The organism is Mesorhizobium sp. M0317, assembly GCF_040321555.1.
Lineage (GTDB): Bacteria > Pseudomonadota > Alphaproteobacteria > Rhizobiales > Rhizobiaceae > Mesorhizobium.
In genome coordinates, this window is record NZ_JAMYRV010000013.1 from 81,680 (window position 1) to 107,685 (window position 26,006).

The window sequence follows — 26,006 nt, forward strand, 5'->3', positions numbered from 1 at the left end:
ATGAGTTCGCTCTCGCAACGCCGGCTCGGCCGCAGCGTCCTGCTGCATCTGGTCCTGACGCCGCTGGCGGTGATCTGGCTGTTTCCGCTGTGGATGATGGTGGTGTTTTCGACCATGCCCGACAACGGCATTTTCAGCCCCGGCATCGAGCTTCTGCCGCACGGCAATTTCGTCGACAATTTCAACAATCTGCAGCGTGACACCAATTTCGTCGGCGCTATCGGCATTTCGGTGGCGGTTGCGGTGACCTACACCTTCTTCTCGGTGCTGCTGACCTCGATGGCCGGCTGGGCGCTCGCCCGCTATCAGTTCTTCGGCAAGGGCGCGGTGGTGGCGATCATCCTCGGCACCATCACGCTGCCCTATGCGGTGGTGCTGATCCCGCAATTCATCATGGTGGCGCGCGACTTCCAGCTCGCCAACACCTGGATTGCGCTGATCGTGCCACCCTTGTTCAATTCGCTGGGCGTGCTGTTCATGCGCCAGGCTTTCTCCATGATGCCGGCCGACCTTTTCGACGCGGCACGTGTCGAGGGCGTCAAGGAATGGCGTATCTTCCTGTTCGTCGCTTTGCCGCTGGCGCGGCCGATGCTGGCCGCACTCGCCATCATCCTGTTCCTAGCCTCGTGGAACAATTATCTCTGGCCGCTTTTGATCAACAGCCAGCCCGGCGCGATGACGGCCCCTGTGGCGCTCGGCACGCTGATCGGCCTGACCAAGGTCTCATGGGGCGGCATCATGGCCGGCGCCGTCATGCTGACCGTACCGATGCTGGTCGTCTTCGTGCTGCTGCAGCGCCATTTCATCGCCGGCATCGCCGCCGGTGCCGTCAAGTAGGGACAACAGCGATATGGCGGCAGTCACCCTCACCAATGTCGTAAAACGCTTCGGCGTCTATGAGATCATCCATGGCGCCAACATCGATATCGCCGATGGCGAGTTCGTCGTCTTTGTCGGCCCGTCGGGTTGTGGAAAATCGACGCTGCTCAGAATGATCGCCGGGCTGGAGGATATCAGCGGCGGCGAGATCGCCATTGGCGGCAAGGTGATGAACGATGTCGAGCCGGCCGAGCGCGGCATCGCCATGGTGTTCCAGTCCTACGCGCTCTACCCGCACATGAGCGTGGAGCAGAATCTAAGCTTTGGCCTCAGGATGACCGGCAACCCCAAGGAGGACACCGAGCGGCGGGTGAAGCGGGCCTCCGAAATCCTGCGCATCACAGAGTTGATGGCGCGGCGGCCGAGGCAATTGTCCGGCGGCCAGCGCCAGCGCGTTGCCATCGGCCGCGCCATCGTGCGCGAACCGCAAGTCTTCCTGTTCGACGAGCCGTTGAGCAATCTCGACGCCGAGCTGCGCGTCCAGATGCGGGTCGAGATCTCGCGCCTGCACAAGGAGCTCGGTACGACGATGATCTATGTCACCCACGACCAGACCGAAGCGATGACGCTCGCCGACCGGATCGTCGTGCTGCGCGGTGGCCATGTCGAGCAGATCGGCAGGCCGCTCGATCTCTACGACAATCCCGACAACCAGTTCGTCGCCGGCTTTGTAGGCTCGCCGAAGATGAATTTCATCAAGGGCCGCGTCGTCGGGCGCAACATGAGCAGCGTCACCGTCGAGCTGGTGGGCGAGGAAAAGACCCGCATTATGCAACCGTTGACCGGCGCCGTGCCGCAAACAGGAGCCAAGGTCATTGTCGGCGTGCGGCCCGAACATTTCGGCAATGGCGGCGAAGGCGACGCCGACCTCACCGTCGGCATCGACGTGGTCGAGCATCTCGGCGGCACCAGCTTCATCTATGCCAGGACCGCCCATGGCGAAGACCTGGTGATCCAGCGCGACGCGGCAAAGGTCCCCGACACCCAGGAGATCACCGTGTCCATCCGCAAATCCTATCTGTTCGACGAAAACGGCCAGCGGCTGCGCTGAGCGCATCCAGCCTTGCAAGGAGAATGACCATGACTGCAACCGCGCCCATCCGCTGGGGGATACTCGGGCCCGGCGACATCGCCAAAGTGTTCGCCCGCGGCGTGGCAGGCTCGCGCACCGGCACGATCGTGGCGCTCGGCGCCCGCAATCCCGGCAAGGCAGGCCTGGCCGAGACGTTTCCCGGCGCCCGCATCCTCGACGGTTACGACGCGCTGCTCGCTGACCCCGAGGTCGACGCCGTCTATATCGCCATCCCGCATCCCGGCCATGCCGAATGGGCAATCAAGGCGGCGGAAGCCGGCAAGCATGTGCTGTGCGAAAAGCCGCTGGCGCTGACCGCCTTCGAGGCCGACGCCATGATCCATGCTGCGCGCAAGGCCGGCACCTTCCTCGGCGAAGCGTTCATGTACCGGCTGCACCCGCAGACGGCGAAGCTGGTGGAACTCATCAAGTCGGGCGTCATCGGCGATGTCAGGCTGATGAAGTCGAGCTTCGGCTTCGCCATGCCGGGCTTCATGCCCGAGCACCGGCTCTACGCCAACGATCTCGCCGGCGGCGGCATCCTCGATGTCGGCGGCTATCCCGTCTCGATGGTGCGGCTGATTGCCGGGGCTGCGACTGGAAAACCCTTCGCCGAGCCGGACAAGGTTGTCGGCACCGCCCATCTCGGCAAGTCCGGCGTCGACGAATGGGCCTCGGCGCTGCTGCATTTTCCCGGTGGCATCGTCGCCGAGGTATCCTGCAGCATCTCGCTCAAACAGGACAATGTGCTGCGCATCCTCGGCACCAAGGGCCGCATCGAAGTGCCGGATTTCTGGTTCGCCGGCGGCGGCAACCGCGATGGCGGCCCTGGCCGGATCGATGTAATTCTCGCCGACGACACGCGCGAGACCATCAGCCTCAACGAAACCCGCCATCTCTATTCCTTCGAGGTCGACGCCGCCGGCGAGGCGATCCTGGCCGGGAAACAAGAGTTCGCCTGGCCAGGCATGGCCTGGGCCGACAGTCTGGGCACGCTGCGTGTGCTCGACAAATGGCGCGCCGCCGTTGGGCTGGAATATGAGATCGAAAAGCCGGCTAAGCGAACCAACACCATTTCGGGCCGGCCGCTGCGCACCGGCGGCACGGCCATTGGCAAGCGCAAGATTCCGGGCCTGTCGAAGCCGGCCTCCGTGGTGGCGCTCGGCTTCGAGGATTTCCGCACCTTCTCGTCGGGCGCAATCCTGCTCGACGCCTTCTTCGAGACCGGCGGCAATCTGTTCGATACCGGCTATGTCTACGGCGCCGGCTACACCGAAACGCTGCTTGGCCAGTGGCTCAGGAATCGCGGCGTGCGCGAGCAGTCGGTGATCATCGCCAAGGGCGCCCACTCGCCGCTCTGCTATCCCGATGTCATCGGCAAGCAGCTCGCCCAGTCGTTGGACCGGCTGCAGACCGACCATGTCGACCTCTATTTCATGCACCGCGACAACCCGGATGTGCCGGTCGGCGAATTCGTCGATGCGATGGACGCCGAGGTCAAGGCCGGCCGCATCCGTGGCCCGTTCGGCGGCTCGAACTGGACGATGGCGCGCATGGACGAGGCGATTGCCTATGCCGAGCGCACCGGCAAGCAGAAGCCCGGCGTGCTCTCCAACAATTTCTCGCTGGCCGAGATGCTGGAACCGATCTGGGCCGGCTGCATCACCTCGTCCACCGACGACTGGAAATCCTGGTTGACGAAAAGGCAGATGCCCAACTTCGCCTGGTCGAGCCAGGGCCGCGGCTTCTTCACCGACCGCGCCGGCCGCGACAAGCAGGACAATGAGGAGCTGGTGCGGGTCTGGTATTCCGAGAAAAATTTCGGCCGCCGCGACCGCGCCATCGAGCTGGCGCAGCGCCTGGGCAAAAGTCCGATCCACATCGCGCTCGCCTATGTGCTGGCGCAGCCTTTTCCGTCGGTGCCGTTGATCGGCCCGCGCACGCTGGACGAGTTGGAGGACAGTTTGAAGGCGCTGGATATCAAGCTGTCGGCGGAGGATGTGGCGTGGCTGGATAGCGGGCCGGAAAGGCGGCGGGCTTAGCAGCTAATCTCCCCCCTTGAGGGGGAGATGTCGCCGAAGGCGACAGAGGGGGTCGCCTCGCGTGGAGCGCTAACCTCCTTCTGCAGCGGCAGGTAGGCCGAGCCCAGTCGAACCGACCCCCTCTGGCCTGCCGGCCATCTCCCCCGCACGGGGGAGATTAGCGGCTCATGCGTTCCACCTACCGATCGATCCGTGTCGACAAAATAATCGACGACGACGTCCGCTCGACCCCGTCCATCGCCCCGATCTCGTCCAGCAACGCATCCAGATCCCTGATCGACGGCGCGTCGACGATGACGATCATGTCGAAATTGCCGCTCACCGAGTGCAGCGTCCGTACCGGCGGCAGCGCCTGCAGCGCCCGCACCACCTTGTCGGCGAGCTTGGGCGTGACGGTGAGCAGCACATGCGCCCGCACAAGCCCCTGCTCGTAGTCCGGCGCCATCCGCACGCCATAGCCGGTGATGATGCCGCGCTGTTCCAGCCGCTCGATCCGGCTCTGCACTGTCGTGCGCGAAACGCCGAGCTGGCGCGCCAGCTCAGTGGTCGACGCGCGGGCATTGGCGCGCAGCAGGGAAAGCAGTTTTTGTTCGGCGTCACTGAGCATTTCGACGAACCTCGTCGGCGTATCGTTCAATTGCAGGGTTCATTTCGAACGATCCCACGCTTCCTTTCGACAGGCAAGCTGCGATTCTTGAAGGCATCGCGTCCACCGCGCGGCGGTCTGGGCCAAAGAGTTTTCACGAGGGGCAAGGTCATGAAGAAAATCATCGTCGTCGGCGCCGGCAAGATCGGCTCCACCATTGCAGGCATGCTCGCCGACAGCGGCGACTACCACGTCACCGTTGTCGACCGCGCGGCGGCGCAGTTTGCCGCGGCCGAACTTCCCGCCGGCGTCGAGGGGCTGGAGCTCGATATCGCAGCGCCGGGCGCACTCGAGGCCGCCCTTGCCGGCGCCTTCGCCGTGCTGAGCGCCGCCCCCTTCCATTTGACCACTCGCATCGCCGAGGCCGCGGCCGCCACCGGCGTACACTATCTCGATTTGACCGAGGACGTCGTCTCCACCCGCCGCGTCAAGGAGCTGGCCAAGTCGGGCAACAGCGCCTTCATTCCGCAATGCGGCCTTGCGCCGGGCTTCATCTCGATCGTCGCCAATGATCTCGCCAGCCGCTTCGACACGCTGGAAAGCGTTCGCATGCGCGTCGGCGCGCTGCCGCAATACCCGTCCAATGCGCTGAACTACAATCTGACCTGGAGCACCGACGGCGTCATCAACGAATATTGCGAACCCTGCGAGGCGATCGTCGAGGGCGAGCTGATCGAAGTGCCGCCGCTGGAGGAGCGCGAAGAGTTCTCGCTCGACGGCGTCACCTATGAGGCCTTCAACACCTCCGGCGGTCTCGGCACGCTGGCCGAGACGCTGAAGGGCAAGGTGCGCACGCTGAACTACCGCACCATCCGCTATCCCGGCCACGCGGCGATCATGAAGGCGCTGCTCAACGACCTCGGCCTGCGCCACCGCCGCGACGTGCTGAAGGATATCTTCGAGAGCGCCCTGCCGGCAACGCTGCAGGATGTGGTCATCGTCTTCGTCACCGTCTCGGGCCGCCGCAATGGCCGCCTGCTGCAGGAAACCTACGCCAACAAGATCTATTCGCAGCGCATCGGCAACCAGGTGCGCAGCGCAATCCAGATCACCACCGCCTCCGGCATCTGCGCCGTGCTCGACATGCTGGCCGACGGCACCTTGCCGGCGACCGGCTTCGTCAAGCAGGAAAACATCGCGCTGGATGCGTTTCTCGCCAATCGTTTTGGGCGCGCTTATGCGCAGCACGAGATGGTAAGCCGGCTGGCAAGCTGAGCTACTTCACCCTCCCCCTTGTGGGGAGGGTCGGCGCGCAATCGGAGCGAAGCGGAGATGGCGAGACGGGGTGGGGGGTGAGCGCCGACGGTTGGCGAGGACCCCCACCCTGCTCCGCTCCGCGATCGACCCTCCCCACAAGGGGGAGGGTAAAGCGCCCGCTACTTCCGCAGAGCCATCGGTCGTCCGAGCAGAAACCGGATGAAGTTGCCCGCGGTCCGCGGCGCCATGCGGGGCTGGGTTGCCTGTCGTGGCGCGCTTTGCCTTCGCGCTGGCACCTCGGGTTCGACACCCGGTCGGCCCACCGTAAAGGAGGGCCCCGAGACCGGCTTCCCCCTCAACACGTTGGCGGCGTTGTTGTCATGGATGACGATGCACCATTGCGCGCCCTTCGATGCCGCCACGACGGTGTTGAAGCGCGTCGCCATTTTTGCGTGGTGCTCGCTGTAGACGCCGCTCATCGCCGGCGATCTCCTTTCGACCAGCGTGCCGAACGCCGACGTGACATAGTCGTGGTGCGTGTAGCGTCCGCTTGCCGTGTCGAAATTCTGGCCTTCCGGAAAGGCAATGTAGAGCGGCTGCAGGTCCACCACACGCTTTTCGATCTCCCGGCGCGCGTAGTGCTCGACGCGCTCCATGAAGGTCGGCGCCAGCGCGTCGTCGCTGTCGAGCCGCGTGAGCGAAACATAGTCGGCATCGGTATCGGCCTGGACGAAGGCATTGACGCGATCATTGTAATCCTCGCCCGCCTCGACAAGGATCGGCCTGACGTCGACACCGGCCACGCAGCTGCACACGGTGCGAATATAGTTCTCGTGCGTATCGGCATCGAACGCCAGAAGGACGGTAAAATCCTTCAGCGACTGGCCTTCGAGCGACGACGCGCAATAGGTGTCGAACAACGCCAGGCGCTCGACCAGCCAGACCGGGTCGAGATTGGCGCGGCCCTTTCCGTCCCACTGGCTTGGCTTGAAGCCAGCGGCGATGTTGTAGCGTATGGCGACGTATTTCTTCAGGCCGGTGTCCATGGACCGACACTTAGTACATTCCGCTGATCTGCGACAACCGACGGCTGAGCGGCCACCCTACCCTCCCCTTGTGGGGAGAGTCGGCTCGCGGTCGGAGCGAAGCGGAGATTGCGACACGGGGTGGGGGGGGGAGCGCTGACGGTCGGCGAGGACCCCACCCCGCTCCGCTTCGCGGATCGACCTCCCCACAAGGGGAGGGTAAAAACCCCTTCAAACATGCAGCGCGTGGCCCAGCGCCTTCAGCGCCGCTTCCTGGAACCCCTCGCCCTGCGTCGGATGCGCATGGATGGTGCCGGCGATATCCTCCAGCCGCGCGCCCATTTCCAGCGCCAGGCCGAATGCCGCCGCCAGTTCCGACACGCCTTGCCCGACCGCCTGGATGCCCAGCACCAGATGGTTGTCCGCGCGCGCCACGACGCGGACGAACCCGTCCTCGCCGAGTTTCGTCATCGCCCGGCCGTTGGCGGCGAAGGGGAACTGGCCGATCTTGATTTCGCCCAGCGCCTTCGCCTCCTCCGGCGTTAGCCCTGCCGTCACCAGCTCCGGATCGGTAAAGCAGACGGCCGGGATCGAGCGCTTGTCCCAGCTGCGCTTGTGGCCGGCGACGATCTCGGCCACCATTTCGCCTTGCGCCATCGCCCGGTGCGCCAGCATCGGCTCGCCGGTGACGTCGCCGATGGCATAGATGCCGCGCATCGAGCTGCGGCACTGGTCGTCGATCTTGATGAACTTGCCGGCCATGTCGAGATCGATCTGATCGAGGCCCCAGCCCTCCGTCACCGGCTTGCGGCCGACCGTGACCAGGATCTTGTCTGCCGCGATTTTGGTGCTCTTGCCATCCGCGGTCTCGACCAGCAGCGCGTCGCCCTTAACCCCCTTGGCCTTGGCGCCAAGCATCACCTCGACGCCGAGCTGGGCCAGCCGTTTCACCACCGGCCGGGTCAGTTCCGCATCATACTGCGCCAGCACGCGCGGCAGCGCCTCGACCACGGTCACCGCGGCGCCCATTTTGGCGAACGCCATGCCGAGTTCCAGCCCGATATAGCCGCCGCCGACCACGGCGAGCTTTTTCGGCACCTCGCTGAGAGCCAGCGCTTCTGTGGATGAAATCACCGGGCCGCCGAACGGCAGGAACGGCAGTTCCACCGTCGCCGAGCCGGTGGCGATCACAACCGTTTCGGCGCGGATGATCTGGGTGCCGGTCTCGGTCTCGACCGCGACGGTCTTGCCGTCGCGGAACGTCGCCCAGCCATAGACGGTCTTGACCTTGGCCTTCTTCAGTAGCCCGGCAACGCCCCCGGTAAGCCGGCTAACAATGCCGTCCTTCCACGCAACCGTCTTGCCGAGATCGAGCACCGGAGCCGCCACAGAAATGCCGAGCGGACTGCTGCCGCCGGCCATATGCGCGACCTTCTCGAACTCTTCCGCCGCATGGATCATCGCCTTGGACGGGATGCAGCCGACATTGAGACAGGTGCCGCCCGGTTTGCCGGCTTCAACGATCACCGTATCGATGCCGAGCTGGCCGGCACGGATAGCGCAGACGTAGCCGCCGGGCCCAGCGCCGATGACCAGCAGCTTGCAGGAGATTTCTTTCATGGCGTGACCCTTTGATGCGAGGGAATGTTCCGTCCCAATCCTTCGCGCCCCCCTCTGTCCTGCCGGACTTCTCCCCCACGAGGGGGGAGATCAGCAGTTTCTTCGCTTCGCTCATTCCTGCAACGATGGAGATTGGCGAAACCCTGCGTGACGTCCAATCTCCCCCCTTGTGGGGGAGATGCCTGGTAAGGCAGAGGGGGGCGCTGTCCCGCCGTCATCTCGGTCGTTCCGCCCCTCAATCCACAAATATCAGCGCTGGCGTCTCAATCAGCGCCTTGATCCGCTGCACAAACACCGCCGCATCCCAGCCGTCGACCACCCGGTGATCGAAGCTTGATGACAGGTTCATCATCTTGCGCGGGATGAACTGGGTGCCGTCCCACACCGGCCGCACCATCATCTTGTTGACGCCGACGATCGCCACCTCAGGATGGTTGATGACCGGCGTCGTCGCCACGCCGCCCATGGCGCCGAGCGAGGTGATGGTGATGGTCGATCCCGACAGCTCGTCGCGGCTCGCCGTGCCCGACTTCGCCGCTTCGGCCAGGCGGTTGAGCTCGGCCGCGCAATCCCAGAGGTCGCGCGCCTCGGCGTGCTTGACCACCGGCACCACTAGGCCCGACGGTGTCTGCGCGGCAATGCCGATATGGACGCCGCCATGTTGGTGGATGATGCCCGCCTCGTCGTCGAACAGCGCGTTGATGTTGGGCTGGTCGGCAATCGCCTTGACCATCGCCCGCATCAGGAACGGCAGCAGCTTCAGCTTCGGCCTCTCCACACCCTTGCGCTTTTCCTTGTTGAGCGCCGCGCGCAACTCCTCGAGTGCTGTGACGTCGATCTCCTCGACATAGGTGATGTGCGGGATGCGTGACTTCGCTAGCGACATTTTTTCGGCGATCTTGCGCCGCAGTCCGATGACCTTGATATCCTCGACGCTGTCATTGCGCGCCAGACCCGACGCCTTCGCTACCTGCGGTCCGCGTGCTAGGAATGCCTCGATATCTTCGTGGCTGATGCGGCCGGCAGGGCCGGTACCCGACACCTGGCGCAGATCGATCCCCGCCTCCTTCGCCCTGAGCCGGATGGCGGGCGACGCCAGGGGCTTTTCGCCCTCCGGGCGCGGCGCGCCGGAGGGTGCCGCACCTTTAGATGTCGGCGCAGCACCCCCACCCTTAGCCCCTCCCCGCAAGGGGGAGGGGTATTCAGTCTCAGCTGCCCGTGCGCTTTTGGCTGCTGGTGCAGGTGGTGGCGACTTGGCGTCGGATTTCGTGGCCGAAACGCCTCCCTCTTGTGGGGGTCCGGAGGACGGGCGAGACCCGTGGCTCGCCCCGGCAGGGGTGGGGGTCGGTGCCGCCGTGACCTCTGACGATTTCGAGCCTTCGGCGACATTGCCCTCCCCCGCCACTTTCAGCCGCACGATGGGCGAGCCGATCGCCACCGTGTCGCCGATCTCGGCGCCCAGCCACAGGATCTCGCCATCGACCGGCGAAGGTATTTCCACCGTCGCCTTGTCGGTCATGACGGCGGCAAGCACCGAGTCCTCGCGCACGAGGTCGCCGACCTTGACGTGCCACTCCACAAGTTCGGCCTCGGCGACGCCTTCACCGACATCCGGCAGCTTGATGATGTGTTCGCCCATCCCTAGGCTCCCATGGTTTCGAGAAGCGCGCGGCCGACACGGGCCGGCCCCGGGAAATAATCCCATTCCTGCGCATGCGGGTAGGGCGTGTCCCAACCGGTGACGCGCGCCACCGGCGCTTCCAGATGGTAGAAACAATTTTCCTGCACCAGCGCCGACAGCTCGGCGCCGAAGCCGGAGGTCAGTGTCGCCTCGTGCACGACGACGCAGCGTCCGGTCTTCTTCACCGAAGCGACTATCGCGTCGAGATCGAGCGGCAGCAGGGTCCGCAAATCGATGATCTCGGCATCGATGCCGGTTTCTTCCACGGCCGCCTGCGCGACATAGACCATGGTGCCGTAGGCGAGCACGGTGACGGCCGAGCCCGCCCGGCGGATCGCCGCCTTGCCGAGCGGCACCGTGTAATGGCCGTCGGCGACCTCGCCCAGTTCATGCTTCGACCATGGCGTCACCGGTCGGTCGTGATGGCCATCGAACGGTCCGTTATAGAGCCGCTTCGGCTCCAGAAAAATCACCGGATCGGGATCCTCGATCGCCGCGATCAGCAGCCCCTTGGCATCATGAGGATTGGACGGCACCACCGTCTTCAGCCCCGACACATGGGTGAACAGCGCTTCCGGGCTCTGGCTGTGCGTCTGTCCGCCAAAGATGCCGCCGCCGGTCGGCATGCGGACCACGATCGGACAGGTGAAATCGCCGTTCGAGCGGTAGCGCAGGCGTGCTGCTTCCTGCGTCAGCTGGTCGTAAGCCGGGTACATGTAGTCGGCAAACTGAATTTCCACGCATGGCTTCAGCCCATAGGCGGCCATGCCGATGGCGGAGCCGACAATGCCGGATTCGTTGATCGGCGCATCGAAGCAGCGGGTCTTGCCGTACTTCGCTTGCAGGCCTGCCGTGCAGCGGAAGACACCCCCGAAGAAGCCGACATCCTCGCCATAGACGATGACGCGTTCGTCGCGCGCCATCGACACGTCCATGGCGTCGCGGATCGCCTCGATCATGGTCCGTCTCGGCATGGTCAGACTCCCGCCTGCTGGCGCTGGCGCCTGAGATGCGGCGGCATCTCGGCAAACACGCCCTCGAACATCTCGCGCGTGGACGGCTTGCCGCCGGCATGCAGCGTGCCGTGGCCTTCAGCTTCCTTCTGCGCCGCGATCACCGTGTCGAGGATTTCGGCTTCCGCCTGGGCATGGCGCTCATCCGACCAGACCCCGCGCAGGATCAGATGGTTCTTCAGCCGCATCACCGGATCGCCGAGCGGCCAGGCGTCGGATTCGGTTTTCGGCCGGTAGGCAGACGGATCGTCCGAGCTCGAATGCGCGCCGGCACGGTAGGTGACATATTCGATCAGCGTCGGCCCGAGATTCTGCCGCGCCCGCTCCGCCGCCCATTTGGCCACGGCATGCACGGCGAGATAATCATTGCCGTCGACGCGCAGCGCCGGAATGCCGAAGCCGAGGCCGCGCGCGGCAAAGGTGCCGGAGCCGCCACGCGCAATGCCTTGAAACGTCGAGATCGCCCACTGGTTGTTGACGACGTTGAGGATGACCGGCGCCTTGTAGGTCGAGGCGAACACTAGTGCGGAATGGAAATCGGATTCGGCCGTCGAGCCGTCGCCGATCCACGCCGCCGCGATTTTCGAATCGTTGCTGATAGCGGAAGCCATCGCCCAGCCGACCGCCTGGATGTATTGCGTCGCCAGATTGCCGGAGATCGAGAAGAAGCCATGCTCCTTCGACGAATACATGATCGGCAGCTGCCGCCCTTTGAGCGGATCGGCCTCGTTGGAATAGATCTGGTTCATCATCGTGACCATCGGATAGGCGTCGGCGATGAGCAGGCCGGCTTGCCGATAGGTCGGGAAATTCATGTCGCCCGGCGCCAGCGCCTTGCGGAAAGCGCAGCTCACCGCCTCTTCGCCCAGATGCTGCATGTAGAACGATGTCTTGCCCTGGCGCTGCGCCATCTGCATGCGGGCATCGAAGCTGCGCAGCGTCATCATGTGGCGCAACCCCTCGAGCAACTCCTCGTCGGTGAGCAGCCCGGCCCACGGCCCGACCGCCTCACCGGTGCGGTTGAGCACACGGATGATGGAAAACGCCATGTCGCGGATGGTGCGCGGATCGACATCGATGTCCGGTCGCGGCACCGAGCCGGCCTTGGGGATAGGCACATTGGAGAAGTCGGGCGTTCCGCCCGGCCGCACTTCCGGCTCCGGCACATGAAACCGCAACATCCCAGAGGTCATGACCATGGTCCTCCCATTTGCCTGGCGTCGATATTTGCACATCCGCGCGCCCGGCACAGCGCCAATTCATGGGGCGCCGGAACCGATCCGGCGTCCCGGCCGGCAGGCGACCGCAAGATGCAGATATGTCGGCGAAATTTCTTGTCGATGTTGGGGAGCGGCGCGCAATTAGGCGCAAAGTTTTGCAGGATTTCCGGCAGATAGTCACTTCACGGCCTCCGGGAGAGATGAACGCATCAAGGTCGGCGAACTGGCGCTTTCCTCCCCCGTCGATCGGGGGAGAGGTGTCGAGCGAAGCTCGACGGAGTGGGGGTCGACCCTTGGGGCCCTAGGCAATGCTTGAGATAGTGCCCTTCCTTTGTCCGTTCGCGGCGATTGCCAGGTGGCTCCCCCACTCCGTCTCGGCTTCGCCGAGCCACCTCTCCCCCCTCCGGAGGGAGAGGAAGGGCGCTAGGGTCTCGAACTCTCTGGAGAACGTTCACTCAGCGACCGCATCATGCTAACCACCCTCCATGGCGCAGAAAAAAGGATATGAGGTCGATTCGTGGCTGGCGAAGCCTGACGCGCGCATATCGATCGTCCTGCTTTACGGACCCGACCGCGGCTTGGTCGCCGAGCGGGCCAAGGCCTTTGCCGCGAAAACCGGCCTGCCTCTCGACGATCCGTTCTCCGTCGTCCGGCTCGACGGCGCGGAGGTCGATCGCGACCAGGGCCGGCTGCTGGACGAAGCCCGCACCGTGCCGATGTTCTCCGACCGGCGGCTTCTGTGGGTGCGCAACGCCAGCGGCCAGAAGGCGCTGGCCGACGACGTGAAGGCGCTGACTGCGGAGCCCGCGCGCGACGCCATCATTCTCATCGAGGCCGGCGACCTGAAAAAGGGCGTCGGACTGCGCGCGATCGTCGAGGCCGCCGACACCGCCATGGCGCTGCCTTGCTACGCCGATGAAGCCCGCGACATCGATAGCGTCATCGACGACGAGTTGCGCAAGGCCGGCATGTCGATGGCGCTCGACGCACGCCAGGCGCTGCGCCGCAATCTCGGGGGCGACCGGCTGGCCTCGCGCGGTGAAATCGAAAAGCTGGTGCTTTACGCCCACGGCCAGAAGGACATTGGCCTCGATGACGTCAGGGCGATGTCCGGCGACGTTTCCGGCGCCTCCTTCGACGACGCGGTCGATGCTGTGCTGGAAGGCAAGATCGGTGACTTCGACACCGCCTTCACCCGCCACTGCCTGTCCGGCGGCCATCCTTTCCTGGTGCTGTCCTCGGCGATGCGGCAGCTGCAGCAGCTTCAGGTCATGCGCGGCCAGATGGACACCGCCGGCCGCAACGCCGCCTCGGCCATGGCCGGCGCCCGTCCGCCGGTGTTTTTCTCGCGGCGCAAGCTGGTGGAGAAGGCGCTGGAGCGCTGGAACGTCGAGGCGCTCAGCCGCGCGCTGAACCGGCTGCAATCGGCCGTGCTGCAGACCAGGCGCAGGCCGGATTTGTCGGAAGCGCTGGCACGGCAGGCGCTGCTCGGCATTGCGGTGGAGAGCGCGAGGCTGGCACAGCGGTGATCTCCCCCCTTGAGGGGGAGATGTCGCCAAAGGCGACAGAGGGGGTCGCGGCGCGTGGAGCGCTGGCGCCTTTCGCAAAGACAAACGAGGTCGGCGCTTGATGGGAGACGACCCTTCTGGCCTGCCGGCCATCTCCCCCTCAAGGGGGGAGATGGCAGTTCGATCCCTTCGGCAATCGCCAATAAAAAGAAGGGCCGGCAACCGCAAGCTCTTTCTTCATCCTAAGCCAGAACTTCATTCGCCGGCTAAATATGGCGCAACCTCAACCTTCTACCGCTCGTCCTTCAACCGCCGGCATAGCTCGTCGAGCTGCTCCAGGCTGCGGTAGTCCACGCGGATCGCGCCGCCCTTGCCCTTGTGCTCGATGGTCACGATCATGCCGATCGTGTTGGTCATCAGCTTTTCCAGCGCCAGCGTGTCGGCATCCTTGCCCGATACGCCGTGTGCCGGTTTTCCCTTGGGCGGCGTGCCGCCCGCCGGCATCTGCGCCAGCGCTTCCGCCTGGCGCACCGAAAGCCCCTCCTCGACAATCTGCTTGGCGAGCCCAGCTGGATCCTGCGCCGTGACCAGCGTGCGGGCGTGACCGGCTGACAGCGCGCCGTCGACCAGCAAGTCTCGGATGACGTCGGGCAGCTTCAGCAGCCGCAGCGTGTTGGCGACGTGGCTGCGGCTCTTGCCGATGACATTGCCGAGATCGGCCTGGGTGTAGCCGTGATCGTCGATCAACTGCTGGTAGCCGAGCGCCTCCTCGACCGGATTGAGGTCGGTGCGCTGGACGTTCTCGATGATCGCCAGTTCGAGCGCCGTGCGGTCGTTGACGTCGCGCACGATGATCGGAATCTCGGTCAGCCCGGCGCGCTGCGCGGCGCGCCAGCGTCGCTCGCCGGCGATGATCTCATAGCGCCCGGCCTGCGTCGGCGAAGGCCGCGCCACCACCGGCTGCACCACGCCATGTTCGCGGATCGACTGGGCGAGATCGGTCAGGTCGGCGTCGCCAAAGTGCCGGCGTGGGTTTTTCGGGTTCGGGCTCAGGAATTCGATCGGCACCTTGCCGTCGGCATTCAGGCCCGGCTTTTCGGCCGCTGCCACCGGACGGTCGATCTCCCCGATCAGCGCCGCCAGTCCACGCCCCAGTCTCTTTCTCGAAAGGTCTTCGCTCATCTCAATTCCAGATTCTTGATCGTTTCGGTGACGGATCGGCTTTGTTTATCGACCCTGCCTAATCAAGCGGCGCGCAATTTGCGCTCGCGGCGGATCACTTCGGACGCCAGCTGCAGATAGGCCTGGCTGCCTGAGCACTTGAGATCGTAGAGGATTGCCGGCTTGCCGTAGGACGGCGCCTCGGACACCCGCACATTCCTAGGAATGATCGTCTCGTAGACTTTGTCGCCCATGTGTGCCCGCACGTCCTGCACCACCTGGTTGGCGAGGTTGTTGCGGCCGTCATACATGGTCAGCACGATGCCCTGGATGATCAGGTCTGGATTGATAGAACGACGCACCTGCTCCACCGTTTCCAGGAGTTGGCTTAGCCCTTCCAGCGCGAAGAACTCGCACTGCAGCGGCACAAGAACAGAATCGGCTGCCGCCATTGAATTCAAAGTCAAAAGGTTGAGCGAGGGCGGGCAGTCGATCAGCACATAGCCGAACGGCGCACCGCGCTCGGTGGCGGCGCGCAGCGCGTTGCGCAGCTTAAGCACGCGATCCGGCGCCGAGGCGATTTCCATCTCGATGCCGAGCAGATCGAGCGTCGACGGCACGATCGACAGGCCGGGCACCGCCGTTGGAATGGCGGCCTCTTCCAGGCCGAGTTCGCCGGTCAGCACATCGTAGGAGGAGACGGTGCGGTCCTTGCGGTCGATACCGAGACCCGTCGAGGCATTGCCTTGCGGGTCGAGATCGACGATCAGCACCTTTTCGCCGATCGCGGCCAGCGCCGTGGCCAGATTGATGGCGGTGGTAGTCTTGCCGACGCCGCCCTTCTGGTTGGCGACGGTGATGATGCGAGGTCCGGTTTTCATGGGTCCGTGCCAGGTATTCATGTGGGCCAGGTATTCATTGCGTCGCCAAGGTTGCGAAGGAGAGCTTACGCCGTCCGCAGATCGGTCACTTCGAGGATGACGCCATGGGCGTCGGTCATGCTCGGATGTTCTACCAGATCGAAAGCCCAGCGGTGAGTGCTTTCTTCCACCTCGGAGCGGTAATCCCGGCCTTTGTGGAACAGCGCCCGCGATCCCTTGGTCAGCCACGGCGCCGACAGATCGAGCAGCGCCGGCAGCGCGGCCAGCGCCCGCGCCGTGATGATTTCGGGTGCGGAAACAAGCGCATAGCTGTCGTCGATGCGCCGGGCGACGACCCGTGCCGGCAAACCGAACTGGCCAATGACCGCCTGCAAAAACGATGCTTTCTTGCGGTTGCTCTCGACCAGATCGATCGACGCGCCGTCGCGCTCGCCCAGCAGGAAGGCCATTACCAGGCCCGGAAAACCGCCGCCCGAACCAAGATCGGCCCAGCGTTTGGCCTGGGGGGCGATTCGCGCCAGCTGCGCGCTGTCCAGAATATGGCGGCCCCAGACATCGTCCAGCGTCGACGGCGCGGCCAGATTGATGCTGCGGTTCCATTTCAGGAACAACTGTTCGAACGTCACCAACCGATCGAATGTTTCACGTGAAACCGGTCCCGCGGCCTCTTGCAGGCTCGCCCATGAGGCAGCGCTCACGCAACGGCCCTTTGCGCGGCCGTTTCAGCGTTGCGGACGTGCGCGACGATGATTGCCAGCGCCGCCGGCGTCATGCCTTCCATACGCTGCGCGTCAGCAATCGACCGGGGCTGACGCGTTAGCATCTTCTGCTTCAGCTCATTGGACAGGCCGGGAACATCGGCGAAATCCACCGACGCCGGGATCAACCGGCTTTCCTCGTGGCGGACCTGTGCGACATCTGCCTGCTGGCGATCAAGGTAAACCGAATATTTCGCTTCCGTTTCGAGCCGCTCGGCGGTTTTGGGGTCGATTGCGCCAAAGGCCGGCGCAACACGGGCCAGCCAAGCGATATCGACGCTGGGATGAGCGAGCAATTCATAAGCGGAGCGGCGCACGCCGTCCCTGTTGATCTCCAGCCCATGCCGCGCCGCTTCGTTGGGCGTCATCGTCGTCGCAACTGCGAGTTCGCGCGCCCTATCAAGATCCTGTGTGACTTGATTGAACCGCTGCGTCCGCTCCGGCGACACGATACCAAGCCGATTTGCCAGAGGCGTAAGCCTTTCATCGGCATTGTCGGCGCGCAGCGATAAGCGAAACTCCGCCCGCGAAGTGAACATGCGGTAGGGCTCGGCAATGCCGCGGCTGGTGAGGTCGTCGACCATCACTCCGATGTAGGCTTCGGTGCGGCTGAGCACGATTTGGTCGTCGGCCGCCGCCTTGCGCGCGGCGTTGAGCCCGGCGAGCAGGCCTTGCGCGCCGGCTTCTTCATAACCGGTGGTGCCGTTGATCTGACCGGCTAGGAAAAGCCCCGCAATACGTTTGGCCTCAAGCGTCGGCTCCAACTCGCGCGGATCGACATGGTCGTATTCGATGGCGTAGCCGGGCTGCAGCATGGTCGCCCGCTCTAGCCCGGGTATAGTTTTGAGAATGTCGAGTTGCACATCCTCGGGCAGGGAGGTCGAAATGCCATTGGGGTAGACCGTGTCGTCGTCCAGCCCTTCCGGCTCGAGGAATATCTGATGACCTTCGCGATCGCCGAACTTGACGATCTTGTCTTCGATCGACGGGCAATAGCGTGGTCCGACCCCCTCTATCGAGCCGGAATACATGGCGGAGCGGCCGAGATTGGCGCGGATCAGCTCGTGCGTCGCCGGTGTCGTACGCGTGATGCCGCAATGGATTTGCGGATTCTTGATTGTGTCGGTGAGCAGCGAGAACGGCACTGGATGTTCGTCGGCCGCCTGGCTTTCCAGCGACGCCCAGTCGATGGTGCGGCCATCGAGCCGCGGCGGCGTGCCGGTCTTCAGCCGTCCAAGCGCGAAACCGGCGCGGCTCATCGTCGCCGACAGGCCAAGGCTCGCCTGCTCGTTCATCCGCCCGGCGACAATCTTCCTGTCGCCAATGTGAATAAGACCGCGGAGAAACGTGCCGGTGGTCAGCACCACCGCGCCGCACACCAACCGGCGCCCGTCGGCCAGGCGCACAGCGGCGACCCGTCCATCCACGATGTCGAAGTCCAGAACCTCGCCTTCGACGACGTCGAGACCGTTCTGCTGCCGAATCGCTTCCTGCATGGCCAGCCGATACAGCTTGCGGTCGGCCTGCGTGCGCGGCCCGCGCACGGCAGGGCCTTTGCGGCGATTAAGCAGGCGGAATTGGATGCCGGCAGCATCGGCGATGCGGCCCATCAGCCCGTCCATGGCGTCGATCTCACGCACCAGATGGCCCTTCCCGAGGCCGCCGATCGCCGGATTGCAGGACATGACACCGATCGTGTCGAAGCGTAGCGTGACCAGCGCGGTCCTGGCGCCGGCGCGCGCGGCAGCGGACGCAGCCTCGCACCCGGCATGGCCACCGCCCACCACAACCACATCATAGCGATCGATCATTGTCCCTTCCAGATTAAGAGATTTCCCGACACATGTCCCCACGAGAGGACGCTGTCAAGGATTGCAGGTTGATTCGTTCACGTGGACCGGAGTGCTGAAAGTCGCAGAGGTGTTTCACGTGAGTCATAGGAGCAGCGAAGCCTCGTTTGGCGCTGCCCCTTATCTACCTTCCGGCATCTTCTCCCCATGAACGGGGACAATGAGGGGCGGTGCAGGCTTTCGGCCACTTGCCCTTTTGCCAACCGTCTCATTTCACGTGAAACACGCACTTGGGCGGCCCCCTGTGTTTCACGTGAGTCACTCACACAGCGCGCCCCCCTGTTTCACGTGAGTCACTTCCCAATGCAAAACTGCGAAAAGATCACGTCCAGCAGGTCCTCGACATCCACCGCGCCGACAATCCGGCCAAGCCGGTCCGCCGCAAGACGCAGCTCCTCCGCCCGCAGCTCCTGGCCGCACTCTTGCCCCGACAAAGCCGAGATCAGAAAGCGCCTGGTCTCATTGAGCAGCTCCACATGCCGCAACCGAGACGGCAGGATGTCCCCGGCGTCGCCGATAGCAGCCGCGGCGCGCCTGCCGATCTCAGCCAGCAGTTCAGCCAAACCAGTGCCGTCCACCGTCGATATCAACGCATCATACGCCTCTGATCGCGGCGAACCTTTCAAGAGATCGACCTTGGTGCCGATTCTCAAAGCCGGGGCCTCGACAGGCATGTTGCCGATCGCAGTAGGGTCCGCCAGATCTTCCAGCAACAGCACCAGGTCAGCCGTGTGCGCCTTGGCCCGCGCCTTTTCGATGCCGATCGCTTCGATCTTGCCGGGCGACTCGCGCAGGCCCGCGGTGTCGGTTACCCTGACCCGCACTCCGTGGAGATCCAGCACCACTTCGAGCAAGTCCCGCGTCGTGCCGGGCTCGTCGGTAACAATCGCCGCCTCACGCCTGGCCAGCGCGTTGAACAGGCTGGATTTTCCGGCGTTCGGTGCACCGAGGATGACAACCTCAAACCCGTCACGGATGATCTCGGCGGCATGGAAGCCATCGACATGCCGGCCGATCTCGCCCACCATTGCGCGCACATCGGACCAGACCGTGTCCGAAACCGAACCGGGCACGTCGTCTTCGTCGGCGAAGTCGATTTCCGCCTCGATCATCGCCCGTGCATGGATCAGCCGACGGCGCCAGCCAAGATAGAGTTCGCTTTGCACTCCTTCGGCATTCTGCACGGCAAAGCGCCGCTGCGCTTCGGTTTCGGCATTGACCAGATCGGCCAACGCCTCCGTCTCAACCAGATCCAGCTTGCCGTTGAGAAGAGCCCGGCGCGTAAATTCACCAGGTTCCGCATGACGCACGCCGTCAAACCCGGCAATGATCTCCAGCATCTTGCCGGCCACGGCGCGGCCGCCATGGACGTGGAACTCGGCGACATCCTCGCCGGTAAAACTGTTCGGCCCAGGAAAAAACAGCACCAGGCCGTTGTCGATAAGCGAACCGTCCACCGTTCGGAGCTTGCGCAGGGTTGCAACCCGGTCCTTGACCTTACCACCGGCAACCGTTTCGACGACGAATCGAGTCTTCGGTCCGGAAATGCGGATGACAGCGATGCCGGCGGGCAGGCGCCCGCTGGAAAGCGCAACGATCGAATCGCCTGAAATCATTTGCCCTTCTCACCGGTCGCCTAGCTGTCCGGTCGACAATCCCACAGTGTCGCGGCCGTCATGAACCGGCTGTTCGTCAATATCAAGGTCGATCGCGAGGAGCGGCCGGACATTACCAAATCTGTATAGCCGCCTCGTCATCCATGTGCGAGCAGGCGGGTCCGACGCCAAGCAGTTCTGGGCGGGCCAGCAAGCCCTACGGCAGGCCGGCATCGTTAATGCCTGTTCCTGGCCCGGAACCGTGAAGCTGGAGCCCATCTCCCCATGAGGCAAGCCTCGTTCCGGTTGCGAATCGGAAATCCCGACCCGCGTCACGCCGATCGTCTCCGCGATCGGAACGGATGCGAATCGACTTAACATTGGCCAGTGGCATCCGGCCGCAGACCGGCAGACCGGAGCTATGTACCGGCTATCCTGCCCGTGGGGCCGGATCCGTAGGAACTAGCCGCTGCTGCTACGCCGGTAGCTCAACCCGTGTTTCCGTCCAAGGCCGAAGGAAGCCGCGTCACATCAATGGATAGCGGCCGCGGCGCGAACAGCAAATCCTTGGCCGCGACCACCGCTCCGACCGTGATCAGGATGCAAGCAACAGCCACCGACCAGTGAAACACACCAAAGCCTGCCAGCAGAAGCACGATGACCGAGAAGAGGGGCGCCGCGTAGGAGAGGGCGCCGAGGATCATGATGTCGCCGTGCTTGCAGCCATAGTCCCAGGCGTAAAAGCCGGCGCCTAGCGGTATTACGCCCAAGATGACGATGGCGCTCCACTGCGTCGCCGTCTGTGGCCAGACGGTGGTCTCAAGGGTGAGGTGCAGCACCAAGGCGACCGCAGCCGTGATGAAGCAGTAACCGACGACGACATCGGTCGGCACCTTGCCGAAGCGGCGCGATAAAACCGAATAGCCGGCCCAGATGAAAGCGCAGAACAGCGCGATGACATGCCCCTTCATCACACCATTGGCCAGTCCGATCGTGCCGCCCTTGGTGATCACCACAATGGCGCCGGCAAGGCCGAGCATGACGCCGGCGATGTGATGGGCCCTAAGCTTTTCTCCAGGCAGGAAGGCGGCAAAGACGACGATCAGCAACGGCCAGAGATAGGCGATCAGGCTGACCTCGACCGGCGGCGCCGACTGGATGGCGAAGAAATAGGCGCAGTGATAGATGCACAGCCCCGCTGTGCCGAGCGCCCAGACCTGCCACGGCTGGCGCAGCGACTTGATCGCCGCCGGACGGACAAGCCAGCTCGACGCGCCGACCAACCCGCCAAGCAGAAACGTCATCGCCGCCAGCTGAAAGGGCGGAATCGGTCCCGCCGCCGTCGAAAGCAGCGCCAAGAAGGACCATGTCAGGATGGCCGAGAAGCCGATCAGGGTCGGGATTGTCTTCTTCATGCGGCCTCCGATCTTCGAGACGGGATTACTCGCATGACGACAGCGATGGAAATTGCCGCCCAAGGCCACGCCCTGTCGGAAATGCGACCTGTTTGCCCCCGCAATGAAAAACCCCGTCCCAGTTCCCGGAACGGGGCTTCAATGCGAAACGATGGCCGACGAGAAGCTTACGTGTTCATCGAGTCGAAGAAATCGGCGTTGGTCTTGGTCTGCTTCAGCTTGTCGATCAGGAACTCGATCGCGTCGGTGGTTCCCATCGGCGCCAGGATGCGGCGCAGGACGAAGATCTTCTGCAGATCCTGCTTGGAGACCAGCAGGTCTTCCTTGCGGGTGCCGGACTTCAAAATGTCCATGGCCGGGTAGATGCGCTTGTCGGCGACCTTGCGGTCGAGCTGGATTTCGCAGTTGCCGGTGCCCTTGAACTCTTCGAAGATCACTTCGTCCATGCGGCTGCCGGTGTCGATCAGCGCGGTGGCGATGATGGTCAGCGAGCCGCCTTCCTCGATGTTGCGGGCCGCGCCGAAGAAGCGCTTTGGCCGCTGCAGCGCGTTGGCGTCGACACCGCCGGTCAGCACCTTGCCGGAGGACGGCACGACGGTGTTGTAGGCACGGCCGAGGCGGGTGATCGAATCGAGCAGAATAACGACGTCGCGGCCATGCTCGACCAGGCGCTTGGCCTTTTCGATGACCATTTCGGCGACCTGGACGTGGCGCACCGCCGGTTCGTCAAAGGTCGAGGACACGACCTCGCCCTTCACCGAACGCTGCATGTCGGTCACTTCTTCTGGCCGTTCGTCGATCAGAAGTACGATCAGATAGCATTCCGGATGATTGGCCGTGATCGAGTGGGCAATATTCTGCATCAGCACCGTTTTGCCGGTACGCGGCTGCGCGTTGATGAGCGCGCGCTGTCCCTTGCCGATCGGCGCCACCAGGTCGATCACGCGCGACGAGATGTCCTTGCCGGTCGGATTGTCGATCTCCATCTTCAGCCGCTTGGTCGGATAGAGCGGCGTCAGATTGTCGAAATGGATCTTGTGACGAATCTTTTCGGGATCGTCGAAATTGATCGTGTTGACCTTGAGAAGGGCGAAATAGCGCTCGCCCTCTTTTGGGCTGCGGATCGGCCCTTCGACGGTATCGCCGGTCTTCAAGGAGAAGCGGCGGATCTGCGAGGGCGAGATGTAGATATCGTCGGGACCCGGCAGATAATTGGCGTTGGCCGAGCGCAGGAAGCCGAAACCGTCCTGCAACAACTCGACCACACCATCGCCGATGATCTCGACGTCCTGGGCGGCCAGTTTCTTCAGGATGGCAAACATCAGTTCCTGCTTGCGCATGACGCTGGCGTTTTCTACTTCGAGCGATTCGGCATAGGCGATCAGCTCTGGCGGCTTCTTGTTCTTGAACTCTGCGAGTTTCATTTCTTGCATAGACGGACTCTGAATCTGCTTTGGGGAAAATATATCGGCTGGATGCGATAAATGCCGGGCGCGGCCGAAAGCAATCAAGGGCGGCGCATGACGGGAAGGAAGACCCGTCTTTTATCGTCGGTCGGGGGAAAGAGCAAGCTGCGTTTTGTCGACCGAAATGGGCCTAGAACGGCTTGACGACAACCAGGATGACGATGGCGATCATCAGCAATGTGGGGATCTCGTTGACGATTCGCCAGTGCCGCGCCGGTTTTTCATTGCGGTCCTCGGCGAATTTCCTGACAGCACCGGCCAGATAGCCATGCACGCCCGACAGCAACAGCACCAAGCCTATCTTGGCGTGCAGCCAGCCGCCGTGAAAGCCAAACACTTTCCAGGCAAGCCAAAGCCCGAACACCCAGGTGACGATCATCGCCGGATCGATGATGCCGCGCAGCAGACGCCGCTCCATCACCTTGAAGGTCTCCGATTGGACGGACCCCTTCTCTGTGTCGGCGTGGTAGACCAGCAATCGCGGCAGATAGAGCATGCCGGCCATCCAGGAGATGACGGCCAGGATATGGATTGCCTTCGCCCAGGGATAGAAACCCTCAGGCGCAAAGAAAAACAAAAGTGCGGTGAGAACAACCAGCACTCCGATGCCGATGGTCATCCGCATCATCGCCCCACGAGTGCTGTTGCCGCCCGTATTATCCGATTGAGCCATCAGCGTGTCGCGCTCCGCACCTGCTTCACCATCGCCTCGACATGTGCCACCGGCGTCTCCGGCGTGATGCCATGGCCGAGATTGAAGATCAGCGGTCCGTCTCCCAGCGCCTTGAGGATCGCATCGACGCCGTCCGACAGGGCTTTGCCGCCAGCCACGAGCCGCAAGGGATCGAGATTGCCCTGGACCGCCCCTGAATGCTGCAGTTCGTTCGCAGCCGACAGGGGCACGGTCCAGTCGATCCCCAGCCCCGTGACCCCGGTCTTCTCACGATAGGTCTCGTAGCGGGCGCCGGCGCCCTTGGGAAAGCCGATGATCGGAACATCGCGATGAACCGCACGAACCTGGCCGACAATCTCCGCCACCGGCTCCACGCAGAACTGCTCGAAAGACGCATCATCAAGCACGCCGGACCAGGAATCGAAAATCTGCACCACGTCGGCACCGGCTTCGATCTGGCGGATCAAATAGGCCGCGGAGTGATCGGCGAGCACTTTCAGGAGATGCTTGAAGGCCGTCGGTTCGCGATAGGCAAACAGCCGCGCCGGCGCCTGGTCGGGTGTGCCGTGGCCAGCGATCATGTAGGTCGCCACCGTCCACGGCGCGCCGCAGAAGCCGATCAGCGTGGTCTCGTCAGGCAATCTTGCCCGCAGCCGGCGAACCGTTTCGTAGACCGGTTCGAGATTCACGTGAAACGTTTCACTGTTGAGAGCCGAAATCTCAGCTGCAGTGATTGGCGTCAGCAGCGGCCCGCGGCCCTCCTCGAAGCGGACATCGCGTCCCAGCGCATGCGGCACGACCAGAATGTCAGAGAACAGGATCGAGGCATCGAAGCCGAAGCGCTCGATCGGCTGCAGCGTCACTTCGACAGCCAGATCAGGATTGTAGCAAAGATCGAGAAAGGACCCGGCGCGCTTTCTGGTCTCGCGGTACTCCGGCAAATAGCGCCCGGCCTGGCGCATCATCCAGAGCGGCGGCGGAAACACTGCCTCGCCTCTCAGCACGTCCAGCACGATGCGGTTCTCGGGCATTGAGCGCTCTCTTCCCTGCCTTCTCTATAATTAAATAGTCTATTTCTAGAATTTTCTGATTCTAAGAGTCTGTTGGTATCGGTGGTTGTCACCTGTCCCGCTTTGCCCTGGAAAAGGCCAGCCAGCATTTTGTCGCGTGTTTCTTCCGCGGGATTGTCAAAGAGTGTGGATGACCAGGATTCCATGACTGGAGTCAATGGTTTGGCGTAGCCGCTGAAAAACCGCCTCTGTGGATGAAGCGCTGGCAAAAACGCCCGTCCCCAGATTTGTCCCCAACCGCACAGTGAAGCTGACAGCGCATCGAATTGTGGACAACTGGCCTTCTGATACAGTCGCCTCCAGCCGGTCGCCTTTGCGGCCCCGGTTTATCCACACAAGCCCACAGCCTGAGGCGCCCCCTGTGAACAAACCCCAGAGCTTCTTTCACCTGCACCTGATTTCCGACGCCACCGGCGAGACGCTGCTGGCGGCCGGCCGAGCCGCCTCGGCGCAATACAAGGATGCGCGCGCCATCGAGCATATCTATCCGCTCATCCGCACCGAAAAGCAGGTGGCGAAAGTCTTCGAGGACATAGAGGAGGAACCGGGCATCATCCTCTACACCGTCGTCGACCAGAAGCTGGCGCGCGGCATTGACGAGCGCTGCGCCACCATGGGGCTGCCCTGTGTTTCGGTGCTGGAGCCGGTCCTCACCGTCTTCCAGTCCTATCTTGGCACGCCGGCCGGCCGCCGCGTCGGCGCCCAGCATGTGCTCGACGCCGATTATTTCCACCGTATCGACGCACTCAATTTCACCATGGAGCATGATGACGGCCAGCTGCCGCTCAATATGGACGACGCGGATGTGGTGCTGATCGGCATTTCCAGGACATCGAAGACGCCGACCAGCATCTATCTCGCCAACCGCGGCATCAAGACCGCCAACATCCCGATCGTGCTCGGCGTGCCGGTGCCCGAAAGCCTGGTCGCTGCCACCAAGCCGCTGATCGTCGGGCTGATCGCCACCGCCGAACGCATCTCGCATGTCCGGCAGAACCGCGTGCTCGGCAACAGCAGCACCTACGAAGCGACCGATTATGTCGACCGTGCCTCGATCGCCGAAGAGCTCGCCTATGCCCGCCAGATCTGCACCCGCCACAATTGGCCGATGATAGACGTCAGCCGCCGCTCGATCGAAGAGACCGCGGCAGCCATTGTTGCCCTGCGGGGGAAGAATAGATGATGGGATGGCAACGCGACCTCCTGCCCCAATCAACCACTATCGACCAGGCCC

The 26,006-nt window shown here is 63.6% G+C and carries 21 protein-coding genes and 1 pseudogene; 7 read left to right on the top strand and 15 right to left on the bottom strand.

Translation table 11 applies throughout. The annotated features are described in order from the left end of the window. Genes NKI88_RS12445 through NKI88_RS12455 form a run of 3 tightly spaced genes read left to right on the top strand, consistent with a single transcriptional unit; the run spans window position 1 to window position 3,993 of the window. The gene (locus NKI88_RS12445; protein WP_023672164.1) at window positions 1-837 is read left to right on the top strand and encodes a carbohydrate ABC transporter permease; all 837 of its coding nucleotides are present in this window, start codon (window positions 1-3) and stop codon (window positions 835-837) included. A gap of 13 nt (window positions 838-850) precedes the next feature. Further along, a complete protein-coding gene (locus NKI88_RS12450) occupies window positions 851-1,930 on the top strand; it encodes an ABC transporter ATP-binding protein (protein WP_352655363.1) in 1,080 nt (359 codons plus the stop codon). A 29-nt stretch (window positions 1,931-1,959) separates the two neighbouring features. Then, window positions 1,960-3,993, top strand: coding sequence for an aldo/keto reductase (locus NKI88_RS12455; protein ID WP_352655365.1), 2,034 nt, complete (start codon window positions 1,960-1,962; stop codon window positions 3,991-3,993). A 178-nt stretch (window positions 3,994-4,171) separates the two neighbouring features. On the opposite strand, the gene NKI88_RS12460 is transcribed toward NKI88_RS12455, so the two are convergent. Continuing rightward, window positions 4,172-4,600, bottom strand: a complete 429-nt coding sequence (locus tag NKI88_RS12460) for an Lrp/AsnC family transcriptional regulator (RefSeq protein ID WP_023672167.1) — start codon at window positions 4,598-4,600, stop codon at window positions 4,172-4,174. A gap of 150 nt (window positions 4,601-4,750) precedes the next feature. Here NKI88_RS12460 and NKI88_RS12465 point away from each other — a divergent pair, with 150 nt between their 5' ends. Then, complete coding sequence (locus tag NKI88_RS12465; RefSeq protein ID WP_023747424.1) at window positions 4,751-5,854, top strand: saccharopine dehydrogenase family protein; 1,104 nt, start codon at window positions 4,751-4,753, stop codon at window positions 5,852-5,854. Between the two features lie 161 nt (window positions 5,855-6,015). Here NKI88_RS12465 and NKI88_RS12470 read toward each other — a convergent pair whose 3' ends face one another. The 5 genes from NKI88_RS12470 to NKI88_RS12490 all read right to left on the bottom strand — a co-directional run bounded on the left by NKI88_RS12470 (window position 6,016) and on the right by NKI88_RS12490 (window position 12,368). Then, complete coding sequence (locus tag NKI88_RS12470) at window positions 6,016-6,882, bottom strand: glycosyltransferase (RefSeq protein ID WP_352655367.1); 867 nt, start codon at window positions 6,880-6,882, stop codon at window positions 6,016-6,018. 210 nt (window positions 6,883-7,092) lie between these two features. Then, window positions 7,093-8,481, bottom strand: coding sequence for a dihydrolipoyl dehydrogenase (gene lpdA, locus NKI88_RS12475; RefSeq protein WP_352655369.1), 1,389 nt, complete (start codon window positions 8,479-8,481; stop codon window positions 7,093-7,095). Between the two features lie 235 nt (window positions 8,482-8,716). Further along, a complete protein-coding gene (locus NKI88_RS12480; RefSeq protein ID WP_352655371.1) occupies window positions 8,717-10,120 on the bottom strand; it encodes a dihydrolipoamide acetyltransferase family protein in 1,404 nt (467 codons plus the stop codon). A 2-nt stretch (window positions 10,121-10,122) separates the two neighbouring features. Then, complete coding sequence (locus NKI88_RS12485) at window positions 10,123-11,136, bottom strand: alpha-ketoacid dehydrogenase subunit beta (RefSeq protein WP_023672171.1); 1,014 nt, start codon at window positions 11,134-11,136, stop codon at window positions 10,123-10,125. Between the two features lie 2 nt (window positions 11,137-11,138). Beyond that, on the bottom strand, window positions 11,139-12,368 hold the full coding sequence (locus tag NKI88_RS12490) for a 3-methyl-2-oxobutanoate dehydrogenase (2-methylpropanoyl-transferring) subunit alpha (RefSeq protein WP_031253617.1): 1,230 nt from the start codon (window positions 12,366-12,368) through the stop codon (window positions 11,139-11,141). 512 nt (window positions 12,369-12,880) lie between these two features. Here NKI88_RS12490 and holA point away from each other — a divergent pair. Beyond that, window positions 12,881-13,924 carry a DNA polymerase III subunit delta gene (gene holA / locus NKI88_RS12495; protein WP_352655374.1) on the top strand — a complete coding sequence of 348 codons (1,044 nt, stop codon included), beginning with the start codon at window positions 12,881-12,883 and terminating at the stop codon, window positions 13,922-13,924. 270 nt (window positions 13,925-14,194) lie between these two features. Here the strand turns inward: holA and NKI88_RS12500 are convergent, their stop codons facing one another. The 5 genes from NKI88_RS12500 to mnmE form a co-directional block, all read right to left on the bottom strand. Then, window positions 14,195-15,085, bottom strand: a complete 891-nt coding sequence (locus NKI88_RS12500; protein WP_023740209.1) for a ParB/RepB/Spo0J family partition protein — start codon at window positions 15,083-15,085, stop codon at window positions 14,195-14,197. A 62-nt stretch (window positions 15,086-15,147) separates the two neighbouring features. After that, on the bottom strand, window positions 15,148-15,945 hold the full coding sequence (locus NKI88_RS12505; RefSeq protein WP_023672118.1) for a ParA family protein: 798 nt from the start codon (window positions 15,943-15,945) through the stop codon (window positions 15,148-15,150). A gap of 65 nt (window positions 15,946-16,010) precedes the next feature. Continuing rightward, window positions 16,011-16,643, bottom strand: a complete 633-nt coding sequence (gene rsmG, locus NKI88_RS12510; RefSeq protein ID WP_023708807.1) for a 16S rRNA (guanine(527)-N(7))-methyltransferase RsmG — start codon at window positions 16,641-16,643, stop codon at window positions 16,011-16,013. Continuing rightward, window positions 16,640-18,514 (bottom strand): tRNA uridine-5-carboxymethylaminomethyl(34) synthesis enzyme MnmG, encoded by a 1,875-nt coding sequence (gene mnmG / locus NKI88_RS12515; RefSeq protein ID WP_352655377.1) that lies wholly within the window; start codon window positions 18,512-18,514, stop codon window positions 16,640-16,642. The genes rsmG and mnmG overlap by 4 nt, the downstream gene beginning before the upstream one ends. A gap of 332 nt (window positions 18,515-18,846) precedes the next feature. Continuing rightward, a complete protein-coding gene (mnmE, locus tag NKI88_RS12520; protein WP_023687597.1) occupies window positions 18,847-20,169 on the bottom strand; it encodes a tRNA uridine-5-carboxymethylaminomethyl(34) synthesis GTPase MnmE in 1,323 nt (440 codons plus the stop codon). 36 nt (window positions 20,170-20,205) lie between these two features. Between mnmE and NKI88_RS12525 the strand changes: the two are divergent. Continuing rightward, a pseudogene (locus NKI88_RS12525) lies at window positions 20,206-20,330 on the top strand (DUF255 domain-containing protein); the annotation flags it as partial. A 306-nt stretch (window positions 20,331-20,636) separates the two neighbouring features. On the opposite strand, the gene yddG reads toward NKI88_RS12525, so the two are convergent. The 4 genes from yddG to hemE form a co-directional block, all read right to left on the bottom strand. After that, complete coding sequence (gene yddG / locus NKI88_RS12530) at window positions 20,637-21,563, bottom strand: aromatic amino acid exporter YddG (protein WP_352655379.1); 927 nt, start codon at window positions 21,561-21,563, stop codon at window positions 20,637-20,639. Between the two features lie 167 nt (window positions 21,564-21,730). Then, window positions 21,731-22,996, bottom strand: a complete 1,266-nt coding sequence (gene rho / locus NKI88_RS12535; RefSeq protein WP_023672113.1) for a transcription termination factor Rho — start codon at window positions 22,994-22,996, stop codon at window positions 21,731-21,733. A 163-nt stretch (window positions 22,997-23,159) separates the two neighbouring features. Further along, window positions 23,160-23,702 carry a protoporphyrinogen oxidase HemJ gene (gene hemJ / locus NKI88_RS12540; RefSeq protein WP_352655381.1) on the bottom strand — a complete coding sequence of 181 codons (543 nt, stop codon included), beginning with the start codon at window positions 23,700-23,702 and terminating at the stop codon, window positions 23,160-23,162. Next, window positions 23,702-24,733 carry a uroporphyrinogen decarboxylase gene (gene hemE, locus NKI88_RS12545; RefSeq protein ID WP_352655383.1) on the bottom strand — a complete coding sequence of 344 codons (1,032 nt, stop codon included), beginning with the start codon at window positions 24,731-24,733 and terminating at the stop codon, window positions 23,702-23,704. Before hemE ends, hemJ begins: the two co-directional genes overlap by 1 nt. Before the next feature lie 283 nt (window positions 24,734-25,016). On the opposite strand from hemE, the gene NKI88_RS12550 reads away from it, so the two are divergent. Further along, window positions 25,017-25,955 (top strand): pyruvate, water dikinase regulatory protein, encoded by a 939-nt coding sequence (locus NKI88_RS12550; protein WP_460222828.1) that lies wholly within the window; start codon window positions 25,017-25,019, stop codon window positions 25,953-25,955. The last annotated feature ends 51 nt before the right edge of the window (window positions 25,956-26,006 follow it).

What these genes read in the sequence shown, in the direction of transcription:
- NKI88_RS12445 (WP_023672164.1), top strand. Translation starts at nt 1, where the DNA reads ATGAGTTCGCTCTCGCAACGCCGGCTCGGCCGCAGCGTCCTGCTGCAT.
- NKI88_RS12450 (WP_352655363.1), top strand. Translation starts at nt 851, where the DNA reads ATGGCGGCAGTCACCCTCACCAATGTCGTAAAACGCTTCGGCGTCTAT.
- NKI88_RS12455 (WP_352655365.1), top strand. Translation starts at nt 1,960, where the DNA reads ATGACTGCAACCGCGCCCATCCGCTGGGGGATACTCGGGCCCGGCGAC.
- NKI88_RS12460 (WP_023672167.1), bottom strand. Translation starts at nt 4,600, where the DNA reads ATGCTCAGTGACGCCGAACAAAAACTGCTTTCCCTGCTGCGCGCCAAT.
- NKI88_RS12465 (WP_023747424.1), top strand. Translation starts at nt 4,751, where the DNA reads ATGAAGAAAATCATCGTCGTCGGCGCCGGCAAGATCGGCTCCACCATT.
- NKI88_RS12470 (WP_352655367.1), bottom strand. Translation starts at nt 6,882, where the DNA reads ATGGACACCGGCCTGAAGAAATACGTCGCCATACGCTACAACATCGCC.
- lpdA (WP_352655369.1), bottom strand. Translation starts at nt 8,481, where the DNA reads ATGAAAGAAATCTCCTGCAAGCTGCTGGTCATCGGCGCTGGGCCCGGC.
- NKI88_RS12480 (WP_352655371.1), bottom strand. Translation starts at nt 10,120, where the DNA reads ATGGGCGAACACATCATCAAGCTGCCGGATGTCGGTGAAGGCGTCGCC.
- NKI88_RS12485 (WP_023672171.1), bottom strand. Translation starts at nt 11,136, where the DNA reads ATGCCGAGACGGACCATGATCGAGGCGATCCGCGACGCCATGGACGTG.
- NKI88_RS12490 (WP_031253617.1), bottom strand. Translation starts at nt 12,368, where the DNA reads ATGACCTCTGGGATGTTGCGGTTTCATGTGCCGGAGCCGGAAGTGCGG.
- holA (WP_352655374.1), top strand. Translation starts at nt 12,881, where the DNA reads ATGGCGCAGAAAAAAGGATATGAGGTCGATTCGTGGCTGGCGAAGCCT.
- NKI88_RS12500 (WP_023740209.1), bottom strand. Translation starts at nt 15,085, where the DNA reads ATGAGCGAAGACCTTTCGAGAAAGAGACTGGGGCGTGGACTGGCGGCG.
- NKI88_RS12505 (WP_023672118.1), bottom strand. Translation starts at nt 15,945, where the DNA reads ATGAAAACCGGACCTCGCATCATCACCGTCGCCAACCAGAAGGGCGGC.
- mnmG (WP_352655377.1), bottom strand. Translation starts at nt 18,514, where the DNA reads ATGATCGATCGCTATGATGTGGTTGTGGTGGGCGGTGGCCATGCCGGG.
- mnmE (WP_023687597.1), bottom strand. Translation starts at nt 20,169, where the DNA reads ATGATTTCAGGCGATTCGATCGTTGCGCTTTCCAGCGGGCGCCTGCCC.
- yddG (WP_352655379.1), bottom strand. Translation starts at nt 21,563, where the DNA reads ATGAAGAAGACAATCCCGACCCTGATCGGCTTCTCGGCCATCCTGACA.
- rho (WP_023672113.1), bottom strand. Translation starts at nt 22,996, where the DNA reads ATGCAAGAAATGAAACTCGCAGAGTTCAAGAACAAGAAGCCGCCAGAG.
- hemJ (WP_352655381.1), bottom strand. Translation starts at nt 23,702, where the DNA reads ATGGCTCAATCGGATAATACGGGCGGCAACAGCACTCGTGGGGCGATG.
- hemE (WP_352655383.1), bottom strand. Translation starts at nt 24,733, where the DNA reads ATGCCCGAGAACCGCATCGTGCTGGACGTGCTGAGAGGCGAGGCAGTG.